Origin of the sequence: Buttiauxella sp. 3AFRM03 (genome assembly GCF_003675305.1) — a bacterium.
Taxonomy (GTDB): domain Bacteria; phylum Pseudomonadota; class Gammaproteobacteria; order Enterobacterales; family Enterobacteriaceae; genus Buttiauxella; species Buttiauxella ferragutiae.
In genome coordinates this window covers 621,283-640,857 of sequence record NZ_CP033076.1, presented here as the reverse complement: position 1 = coordinate 640,857, position 19,575 = coordinate 621,283, and the positions used below count along the sequence as shown (strand labels likewise).

The window sequence follows — 19,575 nt, the reverse complement described above, 5'->3', positions numbered from 1 at the left end:
GACTTATTCACATATATAAATTAAAATAATCATTCTCAAAGACAATACTCGTCACACTGGCATCCAGTAAATCACCGACGCGGAATCGTGGATGGGTAGAGAAAATAATTCTGCGCTCTTTATTGGTTAGAATAACTTTATCATTAGCCGCATAAGGTAATAGCTCATCCTCTACACGGCTGACTAATAAATCTATCGCCGCAACACCTAAAAACTGATCCTGAAAATGAACCGGGACGGCGCAGGTGAGGGTGTACGAAGTATTGCAAATATAGTCGACGTAGGGGCCATGGATAAAGGCGTTATCCACCGATGGCGCTTGCTTAAACCATTCAAAGGTACGGAAATCCAGGCGCTGTTGTGTGGCCTGGTCCAAATCCAGATTCACCTGTTTTACACCATCGGCTTTCTTATACCACCACTCCAGAAGCCAGAATTCCTTATTGCTGACGCTGCTTTCAATATGGCTGGCAAAACCGGCACCCGCACAGTAACCATTACTATTCAGAGTTTGTTTAATATGATCCTGAATGGTTTTTCTGACTGACGGCTCAAGCAGATGCTCCAGCTTAACGTCTTTAATTTCAGCCAGCGAAGCTTCAATTTCCCTGGCAAGCAACACGGTGGATTCAATAGTCGAGTTAATGATTTTATCAATTTTGGTGCTTAGAGTACGGAGTGATGTTGTTTGTAGCATATTTATGCCTGTTGTTTTTATTGGTTATTATTTACGTTGTGCTTCAATTTATTTTCTATCAGATAGAAAGTAAACGTGTCGATTAATTTTTTGGCAATGTTAACTGACTCGATTTCATTGTGAGATTCCAGCGTGTCAATTAACGAGATATACAGATCAACAATCTCGCGATGTATATTTTCTGAACGGAACAGCATCGCCACCAGTGACGACCATTCAGATTGCAAAATCAGCTCCTGGTTTGCCAGACGTGCTGACTGTGAACAGGCGGCAATGGCTAACAAACAGCGCATGTCGGCCTGAGTACGTGCCTCGGGCGTGGTGGAGGCGGCAAGTACTGCAACAAAGTCGCGCAGGCGGGTGATATCGGCGTTCGTCATACGGCGCGACGCAAGCCTTGCGCTGTGGCTAATAATCGCGCAGTGCATCTCGCCCAAATCAGACAGGTAATCAGTGCTCAGGGTTTTAAAAGGATTAAGAGAGTGACTTAATTCCCACGCTTGTTCGCACACAAAACTGCCACCGTTACGCCCACGCACCGTATGAATTAAATTATTCGCGCGCAGCGTGTTTAACGCTTCCCGGATGGTGATGTGCGAAACCCCCATCATTTTTGCCAGATCGGCTTCATTCGGTAGCTGCTCGTTTGCCTCAAGCAGGCCGGTAATAATGGCGTTGGAAAGCCGCTGAACTATCTGATCGGAACGGCTGGCCTGACCGATTGGCGCGAATATCACCGCATGCGTAATCATAATTTTCCCTGAAGAGAGACTCCTTGAATAAGGCCACTGAACATAGCATACAAGCGCTGCGTAAAGAATCACTTCGGAATGGGATGTATATCATATTGTTAGCAAAATGTTATTGAATTTAATCTTCATCAAACATATTACATAATATAATATATGTTTAAACCAGCGGAGAGCACGATGAAGATTCTGAAGCATTTTATCAATGGGCAATATGTCGCGGGTTCGCAGGAGAACCTCTTTGAGCTGGTTAGCCCGGTGAATGGTGAAACCTACGCACTGTCGCCGAGCGCCGGTCGTGCGGAGGTCGAGCAAGCTTATCTGGCGGCGAAAACAGCTTTTGCGGTGTGGAAACACTCCACGCCGTCGCAGAGACAGCGTGCGCTGCTGAAACTGGCGGATGAAATTGAACGTAATGTTGAACGCCTGATTCAGGCGCAAAGCGAAGAAACCGGGCAGCTGCGGCATTTCATTGAAAAAGAAGAGATTGCGGCATCCTGTGATGCGCTGCGTTTTTTTGCTGGTGCTGCGCGTTGCCTGGAAGGAAAAGCCTCCTATGAATATGCCGAGGGCTTAACCTCGACGATTCGCCGCGAACCGCTGGGGATTGTCGGCCAGGTCACCCCGTGGAACTATCCCTTCATGATGGCGGTGTGGAAAATCGCACCGGCACTGGCCGCCGGAAACACGGTGGTGTTAAAGCCCAGCGATACCACGCCCATCAGCACGTTGATTCTGGCGGAACTGGCAGCACCTCTTTTCCCGCAAGGGGTATTTAACGTGGTGCTCGGCAAAGCGGAAACCGGCTCGCTGGTGGTGTCCAGCACCGAAGCGTCACTGGTTTCGATAACCGGTTCGGTGCGCGCGGGGTTGCAAGTTGCGGCCTCTGCTGCGGCTAATTTGACCAAAGCGCACCTTGAATTGGGCGGTAAGGCTCCGGTCATCGTCTTTGCCGATGCCGACATTGCCAAAGCGGTGGAGGTCATCACCACTGCAGGGTTCTTCAATGCCGGACAAGACTGCACCTCGGCGACGCGAATTTTGATTGAAGACTCTATCTATGCGCAATTCCTCGAAAAATTGGTCACCAAAACCCGCGCTATCAAATTTGGCACACCGGAAGATAAAGACGCGTTGTACGGCGCGTTAAACAGCCGCAACCAACTAGAACAGGTCAAAGGTTTTATCAGCCGCCTGCCGTCACACGCCGTCATCGAAACTGGCGGCAAAGCGGGGGATGGCCCAGGCTTCTATTTTGAACCGACGATTATTTCCGGGCTTGATCAACGCGACGAGGCCATCCAGCACGAAGTGTTTGGCCCGGTGATGACAGTGCAGAAGTTTTCCTCCGAGGCGGAAGCACTGGAGAAGGCCAATGATGTGGAATACGGCCTGGCGGCGAGCATCTGGACCAGCAACCACAGCCGCGCCCAACGTTTCAGCATTCGTCTGGATTTCGGCACCGTATGGATTAACAACCATATTCCTCTGTGTGCGGAGATGCCTCACGGCGGCTTCAAAAAATCTGGCTATGGCAAAGATTTATCATCCTACTCACTGGATGAATACACGCGAGTGAAACACATCATGTGTGACATCTCTGAATAATTAACGCCGCTCCGATTAGACTTTAAGGTGATGAAATGAAAGCAATGAAAGTCGCTGTTCTGTCCCTGGCGCTGTTCTCAAATTTGGCATTAGCGGAAGTGTCTCCGTTAACGGTGGTTAAAGATTATATGTCGGCGTGGAATGCCCATGACGCCGCAAAGGCCGCGCAATATTTATCCAATGATGTGGTGTATTACGATGCCGCCAGCGGCACGCCGGTGAAAGGGAAAAGTAACGCCGAAAAAGAGGTGATTGGCGCGTTTATTAAAGCGGTGCCAGATTTAACCTGGAAAATGACCAGCAAGCCAGTTTACGATCACGACACTATCGCTTTTCGCTGGGAATTCAGCGGTAAAAATAGCGGCGAATGGGCGGGAAGCCCGGCCACAAATAACCCGATTAAATTTGAAGGAGTCAGTTATATCACCGTCAATAACGGGAAAATAACCTGGCAGGGCGATTATTACGACTCCAAAAAGCTCGACGAAGAACTAAAGCCACAAGCTAAATAAGGACTGATATGTCTATCACCAGACGTGATTTTCTCAATGGAGTGGCAATTACTATTGCCGCAGGGATGACACCACTTGATTTTGCAAAAGCTGCCGGAAAAGCCAGTGTGATGATTGGCGATGACTATTATCCACCGCAACTCACTGGGCTGCGTGGGAATCATCCCGGTTCTTTTGAAATGGCACATGCGATTGGCCGCGATCATGAAAAATTTAGTACCGACCATCTGCCCATCGAAGAAGAATATGATCTGGTGATTGTTGGCGGCGGGCTAAGTGGTTTATCTGCCGCCAGCTTCTGGCATGATTTGGCGGGTAAGAATAGCAAAGTGCTGGTGCTCGATAATCATGATGATTTTGGCGGTCACGCGAAACGTAATGAATTTAAAGCGGACGGCAAAAAAATCATTGGCTATGGCGGCAGTGAAGCCTTTCAATCGCCGAGCCGCAATTTTAGCGATGAGGTAAATGGGCTGCTGTCTACCGTCGGCGTAAGCGTCGTCAGAATGAAGGAAAGCTTTGACGTTAATTTCTACCCCGATTTAAAACTCAGCCGTGGCGTTTTCTTCGACAAAAAGAACTTTGGTGAAACCAAAATTGTCAGCGGTGATCCTGGGCACGCCGTCGCTGATGATATTCCGCGCGATAAACTCAATGGTCGCCCCCTTGAAGCATTCATTAATGATTTCCCGTTGAGCGAAAGCGATCGCAAAGCCATTTTGGATCTGCATGTTAATCCAGTGGATTACCTGAAAGGCATGACCGCCGACGAAAAATCCGCGTGGATGGACACCCACAGTTACCGCGATTTCCTGGTAGAAAAAGTCGGCTTGAGCAAAATGGCGCTGATGTATTTCCAGCAACGCACCAACGACTTTTTTGCCATCGGTATTGAAGGCGTAAGTTGTAGCGATGCCCGAACCTGCGCGCTTCCGGGAATGGATGCCATGGATTTACCGCCGCTTGATGAAGAGGCACAGGCCGATCTCGATGAACCCTATGTTTATCATTTTCCTGATGGTAATGCCGGGCTTGCGCGGCTGATCGTCAGGCACCTGATTCCAGATGCGCTGCCGGGTAACACCATGGAGGATTCCATTACCGCCAGGCTTCATTATGAAAAGCTCGATCTGCCGGAAAACAGCACACGCCTGCGCCTTAACAGCATGGTGATTAATGCGGCCAATAGCGAAGACGGTGTGGTGGTGACTTACGTGAATGACGGTAAAGCGCATCGCGTGAAAGGGCGAAAAGCCATCATGGCGGGTTACAACATGATGATCCCGTATCTGGTGCCTGAAACGCCGGAACAGCAAAAGGCTGACCTGCGACTCAACGTTAAAGCGCCGCTGGTGTACACCAATGTGGTGGTCAAAAACTGGCAGTCATTCATGCAATTAGGCATCCACGAATTTTATTCACCCGCCGCACCATATAGCCGCGTGAAGCTGGATTATCCGGTCAGCATGGGCGGTTACCAGCATCCGCAAAATGCCGATCAACCGATGTGTCTGCATATGGTTTATGTACCGACGTATCCGGGAAGCAAATTGAGTGCGCGTGAGCAATTCCGCCAGGGGCGGGCGTATTTACTGGGTACGCCATTCGACACCCATGAAAAAATGATTCGTACACAATTGCAGGAAATGCTCGGGCAAACCGGTTTTGACCATGAACGGGATATTACTGCCATCACCGTTAACCGCTGGGCGCACGGTTATTCTTACTACGCCACCGCCTTGTTCGATGATATGGACAAAATGCCCGAAATCATTGAGCGCGCGCGTCAACCCATTGGCCGCATTGCGATAGCCAACTCTGATTCCGACTGGGACGCCTACGCGCATACCGCGATTGACCAGGCGTGGCGCGCGGTCAACGAACTTAAAGCGATGGGATGAGCGACATGAAACAGACTTTATTGGCTATTGGCTGCTTGTTCGTCGCGGGGAATGCCGCCGCGAGTTCGGCAGGCGAATATATGGCAAAGATTTCAGATTGCGTGGCGTGCCACACCACCGAAGGCGGAGCGCCGATGGCGGGCGGGAAAAAGTTCTCCACGCCGATTGGCGATATTTACGCCACTAACATCACGCCGGATAAAACCTTCGGCATTGGTAATTATTCATACGAAGACTTCGAAAAAGCCGTCAGGCAGGGCATCGCAAAAGATGGGCATCCGTTGTATCCCGCGATGCCGTATCCGTCCTACGCCAAAATGACGGATCAAGATATTCGTGCCTTGTATGACTATTTCATGAATGAGGTTCCGGCGGCGGATACAAAAAACAAAGACAATGAGATCCCTTTGCTCTTGTCGGCCCGCTGGCCTTTGCATGTCTGGAACTGGTTGTTCGTCGAAGAGACGGCCCCTGAAAATAAAACCGGGCAGCCCACTGATTTATTAGCCCGAGGTGCTTATCTGGTGGAAGGGCCGGGGCATTGTGGTGCGTGTCATACCCCAAGAGGTGTGACGATGCAGGAAAAAGGCTATGACGCCTCCAGCGCTGAATATCTGACGGGGGCGATGATTGAAGGTTGGTATGCACCTTCGTTGCGAAACATTTCTATGTCGAGAGATGAATTAAAAGATCTGCTGCGCATGGGGCGCAGCCAGCACGATGCGCTTTCCGGGCCAATGAGTGAGGTGGTGACGCAGAGCACGCAGTATCTGACCGACAAAGATCTGGATGCGATAGCGTTTTATTTGCTGAACTTTAACCACAAAAATGGCGTGCCGGTGGCTGCCGATGGCGCCATTGTTTATGCGCCGACAGACGGTAAAACGCTGTATTCGATGTATTGTTCCACCTGCCACGGTGATGACGGAAAAGGCAAAGATTTCACCGTCCCTTCGTTAGTGAACAACACGGTAGTCAACGCCAAAGACCCGTCATCATTGATTTCTGTGGTTTATCAGGGCGCCGAAACACCGCAAACCCACGGCAATATTTCTTTCAAAATGCCGGCATATAAAGAGGTGATGTCTGACGATGAAATGACCAATGTGGTTAATTACGTCAGAGGAACGTGGGGCAATGGCGCGCCGCAGGCGACCAAAGATGAGGTTAGTGCGATAGCGAAATAGAGTCCTGCGGTGGATGACGCTAGCGCTTATCCACCCTACAAAACAAAGCGTTATGAAACCGCGCAGGTCGGATAAGCGCAGCGCCATCCGACATTTTCACGTGTAACGACAGGTGCAAGCGGTGGATGACACTAGCGCTTATCCACCTTACAAAAACAAAGCCTTATGAAACCGAGTAGGTCGGATAAACGCAGCGCCATCCGACACCACTGGCGTAAATGGTGGATGACGCTGGCGCTTATCCACCCTACAAAACAAAGCCTTATGAAACCGCGTAGCTCAGATAAGCGCAGCGCCATCCGACATTTTCAGGTGTAACGACAGGCGCAAGCGGTGGATGACGCTGGCGCTTATCCACCCTACAAAACAAAGTCTTATGAAACCGCGCAGGTCGGATAAACGCAGCGCCATCCGACACAACTGGCGTAAATGGTGGATGACGCTAGTGCTTATCCACCTTACAAAACAAAGCCTTATGAAACCGCGTAGGTCGGATAAACGCAGCGCCATCCGACACAACTGGCGTAAATGGTGGATGACGCTAGTGCTTATCCACCTTACAAAACAAAGCCTTATGAAACCGCGTAGGTCGGATAAGCGCAGCGCCATCCGACACAACTGGCGTAAATGGTGGATGACGCTAGTGCTTATCCACCTTACAAAACAAAGCCTTATGAAACCGAGTAGGTCGGATAAGCGCAGGGTCATCCGACACCACTGGCGTAAATGGTGGATGACGCTAGTGCTTATCCACCCTACAAAACAAAGCCTTATGAAACCGAGTAGGTCGGATAAGCGCAGCGCCATCCGACATTTTCAGCTGTCTGACGTTGGATTAACTCCGGCACCCGCGGAACAAATCACTATCCGCGTGGTAATCGCGGGTGGTGATGTCCCAAATCCCTAGCACCGATGAGAACAAGTTGTCATGGGAGTACGGGTTCTTCGCAGCATTATTTTTCAGACAAGTCATATTAATGTGCTTATCCGCGATAAAACCGGGTGACATCCACACCTGCATCGGTATATGCGTTTGCTGATCCGGTGCCAGTTTGTACGGCGTGCCGTGCAGATACAGGCCACTTTCCCCCAGAGACTCGCCGTGGTCGGACACATACAGCAGCACGGTGTTGTACTTGTCGCTATAAAGTTTGAGCTTTTCAATCATTTGTGCCACGACATAGTCGGTATAACGAATGGTGTTGTCGTAGGTATTGACCAGTTGTTCTTGCGTACAGTTTTCAATGTCGCTACGCGCACATTCCGGCATAAAGTGGCGTTGTTTAGCCGGATAACGCTGGAAATAGGTCGGCCCGTGGCTACCAATGATATGAAAGGCAACCAGCTTATCCCCGGCCATTTTTGCCATCTCTTCATCGATATTTTCCAGCATCACCTCGTCGAAACAGGTTTCGCCATTACACAATTTCGGGTTATCGGTCGGTTTAATTTCGATAGTCGGTAACCGTTTACACACGCCTTTACAGCCACCGTCATTATCTTTCCACAGCAGCGAAACCCCGGTTTTTTGCACGATATCGAGGAAGTTTTCACTGTTAGTCGCTTTTTTGGCGTTGTACTCGGTGCGGTTCATATTTGAGAACATGCAGGGTACGGAAACCGCAGTGGCCGTGCCGCACGAATGAACGTCCTTAAACGAAATAACATCGCCACTTTGGCTGGTGAAAGCGTTGGTATCACGCTCATAACCGTTCATCGAGAAATTCTGGCTACGTGCGGTTTCGCCAATCACCAGGAACATTAGTGTCGGTTTGTCTTTATTGGCAACACGTTTGGCGTCATCACCCAATGTCTGGAACGGTTCTTTGGTGGTGAAGTAGGTATCTTGCAGATAGCGGACGGTACTGTAGACGTAGTTCGCCGGGATAATCTCTTTGTTTAGCGTTGAGTTATTGCGCCCGACAGAGGCGTAGTCCTGGTAATAAAGTGCGGCCACACCCGCAATTAGCAACAGTGATGCCGCCATAGACAACAAACGGTATGTAATGCCCTTATACCACTTGGCTGGATATTCAATCTTAATTAAAAACAGCAAGATAGCCGGAAGTATTCCGGTCAGCAGCAGCCATAAAATGATCGAGCCATTCAGATAAGAATGGGCTTCTTGTGGATTGGTTTCGACGATGTTTTGGATCATAGACTGATCAAACATCACTTTGTATTTCAGCGTCGAGTAACTGACCATTGAGCCTGTCACAAATAACAGGGCAAAAAACGGCTTCAGCAAAAATCGAATCGAAAAGGGCATAAAGACAAAGTTAAGTGCCGCAACCAATACAAACGGTATGGAGATGGCAAAACCCATTTTGACGTGCTCAAGGTGCGTCAAAATATCGTAAAAATGCAGTAATACGGGCCAGTTAAGCAAGAAGGCAAAAACCACCGCCAACAGTAAAACCAGTGGGATAAGCTTAATCCTGAAAAGTACGGGCATTAATATCTCCGAATAATTGCCGCCAAAGTAAATACCATTTGGAATCTAAAACGTGCTGGCAATTTTTACCAAGTGTTTGAAATTTGCTCAGAACAAATAAGTTGCGGTGAAGTTAAGAAATACCCTCTTAAATATCCCAAAAAACAACTCACGATTTATGGTTCAAGAGTGGTTATTTATTCATTACAAACCTTAATTTAACCTTAATAGATTAAAAACACTTAAAAAAACATGAGTCTTATAGATGGTGTTTTCGTTAAAAGTTAATTGATTCATGGTGTTGTGTTGATTTTTGTGGTTTTGGGATGTCTGTCAGTATTTTCCATTAAGGTGATTTTTATTCTGTCTGGTGCAATCTTAATATTGAGCTAAGAAAACTCTGTTAAGTTGATTTCAATTTAATCGCGGTTTAGATAACTGCATTTTGAATCAGTCATGTTGCACGTTTATTTAATAACACAGGGTCATGATAAATACATTCGTGCAACGTCTTAATCTGGAGTTACTCCTGGAGTGAACACCGTGCTGCTAATTCGTGCTGCTAATAATGGGAATATTCAATGAGTGAATTTCTGCCTTTCTCACGTCCCGCTATCGGGCCAGAAGAACTCGCTGTGGTGAGTGAAGTTTTGCAGTCCGGTTGGATAACCACTGGCCCAAAAAATCAGGCACTTGAACAAGCTTTTTGCGAGTTAACCGGCAATAAACATGCGATTGCTGTCAGCTCAGCCACCGCCGGAATGCACGTCGCGTTGATGGCATTGGGCATCGGTGCGGGTGACGAGGTAATTACGCCTTCGCTGACCTGGGTTTCCACCCTGAATATGATTGTGTTACTGGGCGCTGAACCGGTGATGATTGATGTTGACCGCAACACGCTAATGGTGACCGCCGCCGCCATTGAAGCCGCGATAACCCCGCGAACTCGCGCGATTATTCCGGTTCATTATGCCGGAGCGCCAGTGGATATTGACGCGATCCGCGCCGTGGGTGAGCGCCACGGAATTCCGGTGATTGAAGACGCGGCACATGCGGCGGGAACGTACTATAAAGGCAAACATGTTGGCGACCGTGGGACGGCAATTTTCTCGTTCCATGCGATTAAAAACATGACTTGTGCAGAAGGTGGGTTAATCGTCACCGACGACGAGGCGTTCGCCAACCGCATGCGTAGCCTGAAATTCCACGGGCTGGGTGTTGATGCCTTTGACCGCCAGACGCTTGGCCGTGCGCCGCAAGCCGAAGTGATAGCGCCTGGTTACAAATACAATCTTGCCGATATTAATGCCGCTATCGCGCTGGTGCAGTTAGGCAAACTTGCGCAAAACAATGCTCGCCGTACAGAAATCGCCGGACGTTACTTAGCTGAACTGGCGAACACGCCTTTCTTGCCGCTTATCCAGCCAGAGTGGGAACACCAGCACGCCTGGCATCTATTTATTATTCGCGTTGATGAAGCGCGTTGCGGCATTTCACGTAACGAACTTATGGAAGCCCTGAAAGCAAAAGGCATCGGCAGCGGTTTGCATTTCCGCGCCGCCCATACCCAGAAGTATTACCGCGAACGATACCCAACGCTCTCTTTACCCGATACCGAATGGAACAGTGAGCGAATTTGCTCTATTCCGTTGTTCCCAACGATGACTGATGACGATGTCTCCCGCGTGATCAACGCGTTGCGTGAAGTCGCAGGAAAATAATATGACCAAACCAGTAGCCATCCACAAAGTCTCTGTGGTGATCCCTGTTTATAACGAACAAGAAAGCTTGCCCGAGCTTATCAAACGCACTACCGCGGCGTGTGAAACGCTGGGTAAAGATTACGAAATCCTGCTGGTTGATGACGGCAGCACTGACAATTCAGCCGATATGCTAAGCGATGCCGCCGAAGCGCCAGGCAGCCATATTGTTGCGGTGTTACTCAACCGCAATTATGGGCAACACAACGCGATTATGGCGGGCTTTAGCCATGTTACCGGCGATTTGATTGTCACGCTGGATGCGGATTTACAAAACCCGCCAGAAGAGATCCCCCGCCTGGTGGCGAAGGCCGATGAAGGTTACGACGTGGTCGGCACCGTGCGCCAGAATCGCCAGGATACCTGGTTTCGCAAACGCGCTTCACGGCTGATCAACCGCCTGATTCAGAGCACCACCGGCAAAGCGATGGGCGATTACGGCTGCATGCTGCGCGCCTACCGTCGCCACATTATCGACGCGATGCTCAATTGCCACGAACGCAGCACCTTTATTCCCATTCTGGCGAATACCTTTGCGCGTAAAGCCACGGAAATCCCGGTGCATCACGCCGAACGCGAATTTGGCGATTCGAAATACAGCTTTATGCGCCTGATTAATTTGATGTACGACCTGGTCACCTGCCTGACGACCACACCACTGCGCATGCTCAGTGTGTTTGGCAGCATCATCGCGGTAATGGGGTTTGCGCTGTCCGTTCTGCTGGTGGTTTTACGACTTGCCTTCGGGCCGCAATGGGCGGCGGAAGGGGTGTTCATGCTCTTCGCGGTGCTGTTTATGTTCATCGGCGCACAGTTTGTCGGCATGGGGCTATTAGGGGAATACATCGGCAGGATTTACACCGATGTCCGTGCCCGGCCACGTTACTTTATTCAGCGGGTGGTTAGCCGTGAGTCAGTTTCAATTTCTGAGGAAAATCAACAATGAAAGCTATCGTTTTTGCTTATCACGACATGGGCTGCGCGGGTGTTAACGCACTGGTCGCCGCCGGTTATGACATCGCGGCTATTTATACCCACCCTGATTCACCTTCTGAAAACCATTTCTTTGGCTCAGTGGCGAGAACGGCAGCGGAACATGGTATCCCGGTTTATGCACCGGATGACGTCAATCACCCGCTGTGGGTCGATCGTATTAAATCGGCACAGGCTAATGTGATTTTCTCGTTCTATTACCGCAACTTGTTGTGCGAAGAAATTCTGCAAAGCGTGACGGTCGGGGCATTTAACCTTCACGGCTCGTTATTGCCAGCCTACCGTGGCCGCGCGCCGCTGAACTGGGTGTTGGTGAACGGCGAAACCGAAACCGGCGTTACGCTGCATCGTATGGTTAAGCGTGCTGATGCCGGTGCCATCGTCGAGCAAAATCGCGTCACGATTACGCCACAAGACACCGCGCTAACGCTGCACAAGAAACTGACGGAAGCCGCTACTGAGTTGCTGGAAGATATTCTGCCAGTCATCAAAACCGGACATTTCCCGCAGGTTGAGCAAGACCACAGCAAAGCAAGCTTAGTTGGCCGTCGGACACCACAAGATGGCTGCATTAACTGGCAATCCACGGCGCAGGAAATTAATAACCTGGTGCGAGCCGTTACCGACCCATGGCCGGGCGCTTTCAGCTATGTTGGCGGCAGCAAATTTATCGTCTGGAAAAGCCGTGTGCTGGAAGGGTTGCAGGCAGCGAAAGCCGGAACCGTGCTGTCCGTCAGCCCGCTGGTGATCGCCACGGGCGGCGGTGCACTTGAAATACTCACCGGGCAAACGGACAACGGCGTATACATGCAGGGCGCGCAACTGGCGCAAACTCTGGGTCTGGTGGCGGGGGCGTTACTCAGCAGCCAACCGGTTTCGGCTATTAAACGCCGCACTCGCGTGCTGATCCTTGGAGTAAACGGTTTTATCGGCAACCACCTGACCGAGCGCCTGTTGCAGGACGACAACTTTGAAGTGTACGGGCTGGATATTAGCTCTGATGCCATCAGCCGTTTCCTCGGCAACGCTCGCTTCCACTTTGTGGAAGGCGACATCAGCATTCACTCCGAGTGGATTGAATACCACATTAAGAAATGTGACGTGGTGCTGCCGCTGGTGGCGATTGCCACGCCGATTGAATATACCCGTAATCCACTGCGCGTCTTTGAGCTAGATTTCGAAGAGAATCTGAAGATTATTCGCGACTGCGTGAAGTATCAAAAACGCATTATCTTCCCGTCTACCTCTGAGGTGTACGGCATGAGTACCGATAAGGTCTTTGATGAAGATAACTCGAACCTGATTGTTGGCCCCATCAACAAACAGCGCTGGATTTACTCGGTGTCCAAACAACTGCTCGACCGCGTGATTTGGGCTTATGGCGAGAAAGAGGGTTTGCGCTTTACGCTGTTCCGTCCGTTTAACTGGATGGGGCCACGCCTCGATAACCTGAATGCTGCACGTATCGGTAGTTCACGCGCCATTACCCAGTTGATTCTCAACCTGGTAGAAGGCTCACCGATTAAGCTGATTGATGGCGGGCGTCAAAAACGTTGCTTCACTGATATCAGCGACGGTATCGAAGCGTTGTTCCGCGTTATCGAGAATAAGAACAACAATTGCGATGGGCAAATCGTCAATATCGGTAACCCGGACAATGAAGCGAGTATCAAAGATCTGGCTGAAATGCTGCTGGCGAGCTTTGAAAAACACCCGCTGCGCAACCATTTCCCGCCGTTCGCTGGCTTCCGTGAAGTGGAAAGCAGCACCTATTACGGTAAAGGTTATCAGGACGTGGAACACCGTAAGCCAAGCATCCGCAACGCACAGCGCTTACTAAACTGGACGCCAACGGTCGAGATGGGAAAAACCATCGACGAAACGCTGGATTTCTTCCTTAATACAGTTGAACTGACGGAACCTCAGGCATGAGAAAAGTTGGCCTGCGCATTGATGTAGATACATGGCGGGGCACCCAACAAGGGGTTCCGCATCTTCTTGAGATCTTAAGTTTGCATGGTATTCAGGCCACATTTTTCGTAAGCGTTGGCCCGGATAACATGGGCCGCCATTTGTGGCGCCTGGTGAAACCGCAATTCCTGTGGAAGATGCTGCGTTCGAAAGCCGCATCGCTCTACGGTTGGGATATTTTGCTGGCGGGTACCGCATGGCCGGGCCGCAAAATCGGTGAAGGCAATGCGGAGATCATTGCAGCGGCGGCGGATCATCATGAAGTCGGGTTGCACGCCTGGGATCACTTTGCCTGGCAAACCTGGGCGGGTGTCTGGGATAACGCGCATCTTGAGAAACAAATTCGCCTTGGCCTGGAATCATTGGGCCAAATTGTCGAGCAACCGGTGAGCTGTTCAGCGGTTGCCGGATGGCGTGCTGACCAGCGCGTGGTGCGGGCAAAAGAGTCGTTCAAATTCACTTACAACAGCGACTGCCGCGGAACCACACCATTTCGCCCGCTATTACCCGATGGCAGCAGCGGAACGGTACAAATTCCGGTGACGCTACCGACCTGGGATGAAGTGATTGGTAAAGGGGTCAGTCGTGAAGGCTACAACCGTTTTATCCTTGACCGTATTAAGCAGGATAGCGGTACGCCGGTGTACACCATTCACGCCGAAGTGGAAGGGATGGTGATGCGCAAAGACTTTGATGAACTGCTGACCATGGCAGCACGGGAAGGTATTCAGTTTTGCCCACTTAGCGAACTGTTACCGCAAGATTTAACCACTTTGCCATTGGGGAGAGTGGTGCGCGGTGTGATCCCAGGTCGTGAAGGCTGGTTAGGCTGCCAACAACTTATCGGGCGCTAAACGGATGAAATCAGCAAAGTACTCGTTTGTTCTGTTATTAGGTTTTGCTCTGCTTTACCTGCTGCCGCTAGAATTCCGCGCCCTGTGGCAACCGGACGAAACACGCTATGCGGAAATCAGCCGCGAGATGCTGGCGGCGGGTAACTGGATCGTCCCGCATTTTCTCGACGTGCGTTATTTCGAAAAACCGGTTGCCGGATACTGGATTAATAATCTCAGCCAGTTGATTTTCGGCCATAACAATTTCGCGGTGCGCTTTGGCTCGGTGTTTTCTATTACGCTAAGCGCACTGATGGTGAGTTGGCTGGCGTTGCGTATCTGGCGTGACAAGACCGTTGCGGTGCTGTCTGGCGTGATTTTCCTGACCTGTCTGCTGGTTTATGGCGTGGGCACCTACGCGGTGCTGGACCCGATGATCACGCTGTGGCTTGTAGCGGCGATGTGCAGCTTCTGGCTTGGCACCCATGCGCAGACCACCGCTGGAAAAGCAGGCGGCTATATTCTGCTCGGCCTGGCCTGCGGCATGGGGGTGATGACCAAAGGTTTCCTCGCGTTGGCGGTACCAGTGCTGGGCGTGTTGCCGTGGGTGATTGCGCAAAAACGCTGGAAAGAGGTGCTGTTGTTTGGCCCGCTGGCGGTATTGAGCGCGGTGGTTATTACCTTGCCGTGGGCGTTGGTTATTGCCAAAGCGGAGCCGACATTCTGGAACTATTTCTTCTGGGTTGAGCATATTCAGCGTTTCGCCGAGAAAGACGCGCAGCATAAAGCGCCATTCTGGTATTACATTCCTTTCCTGATTGCCGGTTGCTTACCCTGGCTGGCGTTGCTGCCGGGTGCACTAAAACGCAGTTGGCAGGAGCGTTCAAGCGAAAGCAGCTCGCTCTATTTACTGGGCTGGGTGGTAATGCCGCTACTTTTTTTTAGTATCGCGAAAGGCAAATTACCGACTTATATTCTGCCGTGTTTTGCCCCGCTGGCTATTTTGCTGGCGCGCCATGCTACGCAATTACTGGCTTCGACTCGCACCCTGAAAATCAACGGCTGGATAAACGTCGCTTTCGGCGGGATTTGTACCTTAGCCGTGCTGGTGGTACTGGCGCCCTGGGGCGTGGCAAAACATCCGCTTTATGCCAGTCACGAAGTGCTCAAAGCGATACAGGCGGCAGTGGCATTCCTGGTCTGGGCGCTGGTCGGCTATCTTACCCTGCGCAATAACGCCAGGCACTGGCAGTGGGCGGCAATATGCCCGCTGGGTCTGGCGTTGTTAGTTGGCGGCGTGATTCCTGACAAAGTTATCGATTCCAAACATCCGCAAGTGTTCATCGACGTAGTGCGCCCGGAGCTGGAGAGCAGCCGTTATATTCTTGCCGATAGCGTCGGGGTAGGCGCGGGTATCGCCTGGGAATTAAAGCGCAGCGATATTACGATGTACGCCAAACCGGGTGAGCTGAATTACGGCCTGACGAATTTCGCCGATGCGCAAGATAACTTTGTCTCCCGCGAGGATTTCCCAGGCTGGCTGGCGGAACATCGCCAACAAGGCAATGTTTCGTTGGTGTTGTTGCTGTCGAAAGATAAAGTGCCGGAAGACCAGGATGTACCACCGCCCGATAATATTTATCGCAAAGGCCGCTTTGTGCTTTTCTTCTATGAAAAAACGCCATGATAGCGTGCTGACAAAGGCAGAAAATCTGGTTTTGTAGGGTGGATAAGCGTCAGCGCCATCCACCATTTTGAAGTGAACCCCGAAAAAGGTCTGTCATCAGTCTTATGAGTTATTTGCTGATAGTGCTGGCGAGTTTACTGAGTTGTGGCGGCCAGCTTTGTCAGAAGCAGGCCACTTACAAGCGCGGTCGGCTGCATTTATTGGGCTGGCTGGCGTTAAGCGTGCTGTTGCTGGGCTGCGCGATGTTGCTGTGGTTGCTGGTTTTGCAACGCGTGCCGGTGAGCGTTGCGTATCCGATGTTGAGCCTGAACTTTATTTTTATCACCCTGGCGGCGCGTTTTATTTGGCATGAGCCGGTGTCACTGCGGCACTGGCTGGGCGTGGTGGTGATCATCTGCGGCATCAGCATACTGGGAGGTGCTGCCTGATGGGCTACTTTTGGGCCTTAATGAGCGTGCTGTTGGTCACTTGCGCGCAGCTGATGATGAAATGGGCGATGATGGCGCTGCCGCCAATTGACCGCCCACGCGAACTTTTTTCGGCGTTCTGGGGAATTAGCCCTGGCGCTGAAATACTGGTGATTGGACTGCTGGCGTATGTCTGCTCGATGGCATGCTGGTTTATGGCATTACGCCGCGTGGCGCTCAGCAAAGCTTACCCACTGCTCAGTTTGAGTTACGTGCTGGTCTGGGCGGCGGCTATCTGGTTGCCGTGGCTGCATGAGCGTTTCAGCGCCGGAAAATTGGTCGGGGTTGGGGTGATTTTCATCGGCTTATTGCTGGTCTGTATTCCCGATAAAAAACGCTAAACCTGGCTGCGGGCAAAAAAATGGTGGATGTCGCTAGCGCTAATCCACCGACCTTGCTGTGATTAATATTTTTTCGGCGGGGTAAACAATTCAATTAACACCCCGCGGTCTGTCACGATGTAACCCCCTTCCTTTAATTGCGCAAGAATCTTCATAATGCTGCTGCGCGATAAAAACGTTCTGTCCTTGATATAAGTGGCGACACTCACTTGATTTCTGACGTCTTCAGGTTCGTTCATCAATTCATAGAGTTGGTGGCAGATTATCTCATAGGACGACAGTGACGATATTTTGCTGCAATGATCATAAATCCGCGTAATGGTGTAAATCATCAAGTAGCTTAACTGCTTCCATAAATTATGGCGGGCGATGATTTTGTTGGTGTCATCAATCGATAAATAGCTGATCTCTGAGTCTTCATTAGTGCGTATAGAAAGATAATCCTGCGCAAGGTGTTGGGTGCTAAGCCCGAAAATGTAGGGGGCAGATTCTGAGTTTAATATTATCCCATCGTTGCGGCGGTAAAGTGTCACGCTGCCTTTATGTAGGATAAAGCACATACGCTTATCACTATCTTTGTGGTTAATGAATTGTCTTTCAGTTGTTTCTAATTTGTTGCTTATGGGGGTCAGATATTTTATTAAAGCCATAATGTCATCAACAGGCTTCTTGCTTTTGGATAGGTAATTCTCTGAAAAAAAAGGATTTTCGTATTGAAAGTCTTTCATTTTAGGCTTGCCGTTATTTGAAAAATAATAAAATTTGATGGTTGGGATTATGCTTAAACAAAATATTTTTAAAAGAAATTAGCGGTGTAAAAGTACACCCAAAAATATGTTGAAATGATCTCTGTGTTTATATCAAAATCTGCCCTGTAAATAGTAAGGGTAAAAATTGCTGTATTTAACTAAAAGCAATTAATAACTAGCTTCACTATTTAACTATCTGAAAGCCTGAGAATTGCTCAGCAATAAATGTTGATCATTAAACAGAGATAGCCCTTTTACCTTATTAAAGATAAAGGGCTATGGCTTTCTATTAACGGTAAATATATTCAAGGAAAGTGTTATGAAAAAGAATTTAATCGCTGTTGCATTCGCCGCTACTGCCATTCTGTCTACTGCTTCTGCTTTCGCTGCGGGTGGCCAGGTTAATTTCCAGGGTGAAATCATCGATGCCGGCTGTACGATTGTGAATACCCCATCTAACCCACTGACAGTGACTTTAGGTAGCGTGGCAAAAACTGAATTCACAGGTGCAGGCTCTACAGCAGCTGCTACTAAATTCACTCTTCAATTAACTAACTGCCCAGCGACCGTGCATAACGCCATGGTTAAATTCGATGGTACTAACGTTAGCGGTGATACCTCAGTTTTGGCTCTGACACAGGAATCTGGTGTGGCAACGGGCGTAGGTATTCAGCTTTCTGATGATGCGAATACCGTGCTGCCATTGTTCACCTCTTCTAAAGCGTATCCGCTGTCCAGCACTGCTGATAACAACCTGGAATTCGTTGCGCGTTATATCGCGACTTCTTCCACTGTGACCGCGGGCCCGGCGAACTCTACCGCTGACTTCTCTGTCACTTACAACTAATTCAATTTGAGGCCTTGTGCGGGCTGAGAGTTGAACAGCTGGCCGGTAGCTACTGTTACCGGCTTTTATCCCTGATTATTCTGGAGTGTAGTAATGAAATTTATCCCTGGAACTTTGCTGGTTGCCCTGCTGGTTAGCACCTGCGCAGCCCAGGCTGGTGTGATTGTTGGTGGCACGCGCTTGATTTATGACGGCGCCAGAAAGGAGTCTTCACTCAGCGTCAGCAACCCCGACAAACAGCCTTTTCTCATCCAGTCGTGGGTGGAAATGGAAAAGGGTGGCGCTGAGAAAGCCCCCTTTGTGGTGACTCCGCCACTGTTCCGTCTTGATGGCGGGCAAAATAACGTCTTGCGCGTGGTACGTGCGGGAGGCAACTTGCCTTCCGATAAAGAATCGCTTTATTGGATGAATATCAAAGCTATTCCTTCCGCTGATGTCGCGGCGAATATTAATACACTGCAAATTGCCGTGAAAACGCGCATTAAATTGATCTATCGCCCGCAGGGATTGAAAGGGGTTCCGGAAGAGATGACCGATAAATTATCCTGGCACCGTAGCGGGAATAATATACAAGTCAGCAACCCGACGCCGTTCTATATGAATTTCATGGATGTGAAAGTGGCGGGTAAAAGCGTGCAGGATGTGACTTATGTCGCTCCCGGCGGTACCGCGAGCTTCGCAATGCCTGTGGGTGCCAGCTCCGGCAGCGTCACCTGGACGATTATCAGTGACTACGGCGCGATTGGGCCGGAGCATAAAAGCTCCCTTTAAATCTTCAGCAGACATATAAACCGATAAACCACCAATAAATGTTTACCACATTACCAGGGTATCTCATG

The 19,575-nt window shown here is 50.0% G+C and carries 17 protein-coding genes; 13 read left to right on the top strand and 4 right to left on the bottom strand.

Translation table 11 applies throughout. From position 1 onward, the window contains the following. Positions 1 to 7: 7 nt before the first annotated feature. Both D8682_RS04245 and D8682_RS04240 read right to left on the bottom strand, forming a co-directional pair. Positions 8 to 697 carry a cache domain-containing protein gene (locus D8682_RS04245; protein ID WP_121813605.1) on the bottom strand — a complete coding sequence of 230 codons (690 nt, stop codon included), beginning with the start codon at positions 695 to 697 and terminating at the stop codon, positions 8 to 10. A 17-nt stretch (positions 698 to 714) separates the two neighbouring features. After that, positions 715 to 1,449 (bottom strand): FadR/GntR family transcriptional regulator, encoded by a 735-nt coding sequence (locus D8682_RS04240; RefSeq protein ID WP_064546180.1) that lies wholly within the window; start codon positions 1,447 to 1,449, stop codon positions 715 to 717. Between the two features lie 177 nt (positions 1,450 to 1,626). Here D8682_RS04240 and D8682_RS04235 point away from each other — a divergent pair, with 177 nt between their 5' ends. Genes D8682_RS04235 through D8682_RS04220 form a run of 4 tightly spaced genes read left to right on the top strand, consistent with a single transcriptional unit; the run spans position 1,627 to position 6,654 of the window. Next, positions 1,627 to 3,054 (top strand): gamma-aminobutyraldehyde dehydrogenase, encoded by a 1,428-nt coding sequence (locus D8682_RS04235; RefSeq protein WP_121813604.1) that lies wholly within the window; start codon positions 1,627 to 1,629, stop codon positions 3,052 to 3,054. Positions 3,055 to 3,089: 35 nt separating this feature from the next. Beyond that, a complete protein-coding gene (locus D8682_RS04230) occupies positions 3,090 to 3,566 on the top strand; it encodes an ester cyclase (RefSeq protein WP_121813603.1) in 477 nt (158 codons plus the stop codon). A gap of 8 nt (positions 3,567 to 3,574) precedes the next feature. Next, the gene (locus D8682_RS04225) at positions 3,575 to 5,467 is read left to right on the top strand and encodes an NAD(P)/FAD-dependent oxidoreductase (RefSeq protein ID WP_064546186.1); all 1,893 of its coding nucleotides are present in this window, start codon (positions 3,575 to 3,577) and stop codon (positions 5,465 to 5,467) included. Positions 5,468 to 5,472: 5 nt separating this feature from the next. Next, on the top strand, positions 5,473 to 6,654 hold the full coding sequence (locus D8682_RS04220) for a cytochrome c (RefSeq protein WP_121815632.1): 1,182 nt from the start codon (positions 5,473 to 5,475) through the stop codon (positions 6,652 to 6,654). Positions 6,655 to 7,489: 835 nt separating this feature from the next. On the opposite strand, the gene D8682_RS04215 is transcribed toward D8682_RS04220, so the two are convergent. After that, positions 7,490 to 9,109: a phosphoethanolamine transferase gene (locus tag D8682_RS04215; RefSeq protein WP_121813602.1), complete on the bottom strand. Its 1,620-nt coding sequence runs from the start codon at positions 9,107 to 9,109 to the stop codon at positions 7,490 to 7,492. Positions 9,110 to 9,669: 560 nt separating this feature from the next. Between D8682_RS04215 and arnB the strand changes: the two genes are divergently transcribed. The 7 genes from arnB (at position 9,670) to arnF (ending at position 17,140) form a co-directional block, all read left to right on the top strand. Continuing rightward, complete coding sequence (gene arnB / locus D8682_RS04210) at positions 9,670 to 10,809, top strand: UDP-4-amino-4-deoxy-L-arabinose aminotransferase (protein WP_121813601.1); 1,140 nt, start codon at positions 9,670 to 9,672, stop codon at positions 10,807 to 10,809. A 1-nt stretch (position 10,810) separates the two neighbouring features. Then, positions 10,811 to 11,794: an undecaprenyl-phosphate 4-deoxy-4-formamido-L-arabinose transferase gene (gene arnC, locus D8682_RS04205; RefSeq protein ID WP_064546193.1), complete on the top strand. Its 984-nt coding sequence runs from the start codon at positions 10,811 to 10,813 to the stop codon at positions 11,792 to 11,794. After that, positions 11,791 to 13,773, top strand: coding sequence for a bifunctional UDP-4-amino-4-deoxy-L-arabinose formyltransferase/UDP-glucuronic acid oxidase ArnA (gene arnA, locus D8682_RS04200; protein WP_121813600.1), 1,983 nt, complete (start codon positions 11,791 to 11,793; stop codon positions 13,771 to 13,773). Before arnC ends, arnA begins: the two co-directional genes overlap by 4 nt. Next, entirely contained in the window at positions 13,770 to 14,666 is an 897-nt protein-coding gene (gene arnD, locus D8682_RS04195) for a 4-deoxy-4-formamido-L-arabinose-phosphoundecaprenol deformylase (RefSeq protein ID WP_121813599.1), read from the top strand. Before arnA ends, arnD begins: the two co-directional genes overlap by 4 nt. Before the next feature lie 4 nt (positions 14,667 to 14,670). Further along, positions 14,671 to 16,332 carry a lipid IV(A) 4-amino-4-deoxy-L-arabinosyltransferase gene (gene arnT, locus D8682_RS04190; protein WP_121813598.1) on the top strand — a complete coding sequence of 554 codons (1,662 nt, stop codon included), beginning with the start codon at positions 14,671 to 14,673 and terminating at the stop codon, positions 16,330 to 16,332. Positions 16,333 to 16,436: 104 nt separating this feature from the next. Further along, positions 16,437 to 16,760 (top strand): 4-amino-4-deoxy-L-arabinose-phosphoundecaprenol flippase subunit ArnE, encoded by a 324-nt coding sequence (gene arnE, locus D8682_RS04185; protein ID WP_064546201.1) that lies wholly within the window; start codon positions 16,437 to 16,439, stop codon positions 16,758 to 16,760. Then, on the top strand, positions 16,760 to 17,140 hold the full coding sequence (gene arnF, locus D8682_RS04180; RefSeq protein WP_202914371.1) for a 4-amino-4-deoxy-L-arabinose-phosphoundecaprenol flippase subunit ArnF: 381 nt from the start codon (positions 16,760 to 16,762) through the stop codon (positions 17,138 to 17,140). The genes arnE and arnF overlap by 1 nt, the downstream gene beginning before the upstream one ends. A 62-nt stretch (positions 17,141 to 17,202) precedes the next feature. Here the strand turns inward: arnF and D8682_RS04175 are convergent, their stop codons facing one another. Then, complete coding sequence (locus tag D8682_RS04175) at positions 17,203 to 17,868, bottom strand: winged helix-turn-helix transcriptional regulator (protein ID WP_238392814.1); 666 nt, start codon at positions 17,866 to 17,868, stop codon at positions 17,203 to 17,205. Between the two features lie 340 nt (positions 17,869 to 18,208). On the opposite strand from D8682_RS04175, the gene D8682_RS04170 reads away from it, so the two are divergent. Together D8682_RS04170 and D8682_RS04165 are read left to right on the top strand one after the other, a co-directional pair. Then, positions 18,209 to 18,736: a fimbrial protein gene (locus D8682_RS04170; RefSeq protein WP_121813596.1), complete on the top strand. Its 528-nt coding sequence runs from the start codon at positions 18,209 to 18,211 to the stop codon at positions 18,734 to 18,736. A gap of 93 nt (positions 18,737 to 18,829) precedes the next feature. Continuing rightward, complete coding sequence (locus D8682_RS04165) at positions 18,830 to 19,507, top strand: molecular chaperone (RefSeq protein ID WP_064546209.1); 678 nt, start codon at positions 18,830 to 18,832, stop codon at positions 19,505 to 19,507. The last annotated feature ends 68 nt before the right edge of the window (positions 19,508 to 19,575 follow it).

Excerpts from the sequence above, each read along its gene's own strand:
- arnB (WP_121813601.1), top strand. The coding sequence starts at position 9,670 with ATGAGTGAATTTCTGCCTTTCTCACGTCCCGCTATCGGGCCAGAAGAA.
- D8682_RS04235 (WP_121813604.1), top strand. The coding sequence starts at position 1,627 with ATGAAGATTCTGAAGCATTTTATCAATGGGCAATATGTCGCGGGTTCG.
- D8682_RS04170 (WP_121813596.1), top strand. The coding sequence starts at position 18,209 with ATGAAAAAGAATTTAATCGCTGTTGCATTCGCCGCTACTGCCATTCTG.
- D8682_RS04230 (WP_121813603.1), top strand. The coding sequence starts at position 3,090 with ATGAAAGCAATGAAAGTCGCTGTTCTGTCCCTGGCGCTGTTCTCAAAT.
- D8682_RS04215 (WP_121813602.1), bottom strand. The coding sequence starts at position 9,109 with ATGCCCGTACTTTTCAGGATTAAGCTTATCCCACTGGTTTTACTGTTG.
- D8682_RS04245 (WP_121813605.1), bottom strand. The coding sequence starts at position 697 with ATGCTACAAACAACATCACTCCGTACTCTAAGCACCAAAATTGATAAA.
- arnA (WP_121813600.1), top strand. The coding sequence starts at position 11,791 with ATGAAAGCTATCGTTTTTGCTTATCACGACATGGGCTGCGCGGGTGTT.
- arnT (WP_121813598.1), top strand. The coding sequence starts at position 14,671 with ATGAAATCAGCAAAGTACTCGTTTGTTCTGTTATTAGGTTTTGCTCTG.
- D8682_RS04220 (WP_121815632.1), top strand. The coding sequence starts at position 5,473 with ATGAAACAGACTTTATTGGCTATTGGCTGCTTGTTCGTCGCGGGGAAT.
- arnD (WP_121813599.1), top strand. The coding sequence starts at position 13,770 with ATGAGAAAAGTTGGCCTGCGCATTGATGTAGATACATGGCGGGGCACC.
- D8682_RS04240 (WP_064546180.1), bottom strand. The coding sequence starts at position 1,449 with ATGATTACGCATGCGGTGATATTCGCGCCAATCGGTCAGGCCAGCCGT.
- D8682_RS04225 (WP_064546186.1), top strand. The coding sequence starts at position 3,575 with ATGTCTATCACCAGACGTGATTTTCTCAATGGAGTGGCAATTACTATT.
- arnF (WP_202914371.1), top strand. The coding sequence starts at position 16,760 with ATGGGCTACTTTTGGGCCTTAATGAGCGTGCTGTTGGTCACTTGCGCG.
- D8682_RS04175 (WP_238392814.1), bottom strand. The coding sequence starts at position 17,868 with ATGAAAGACTTTCAATACGAAAATCCTTTTTTTTCAGAGAATTACCTA.
- arnC (WP_064546193.1), top strand. The coding sequence starts at position 10,811 with ATGACCAAACCAGTAGCCATCCACAAAGTCTCTGTGGTGATCCCTGTT.
- D8682_RS04165 (WP_064546209.1), top strand. The coding sequence starts at position 18,830 with ATGAAATTTATCCCTGGAACTTTGCTGGTTGCCCTGCTGGTTAGCACC.
- arnE (WP_064546201.1), top strand. The coding sequence starts at position 16,437 with ATGAGTTATTTGCTGATAGTGCTGGCGAGTTTACTGAGTTGTGGCGGC.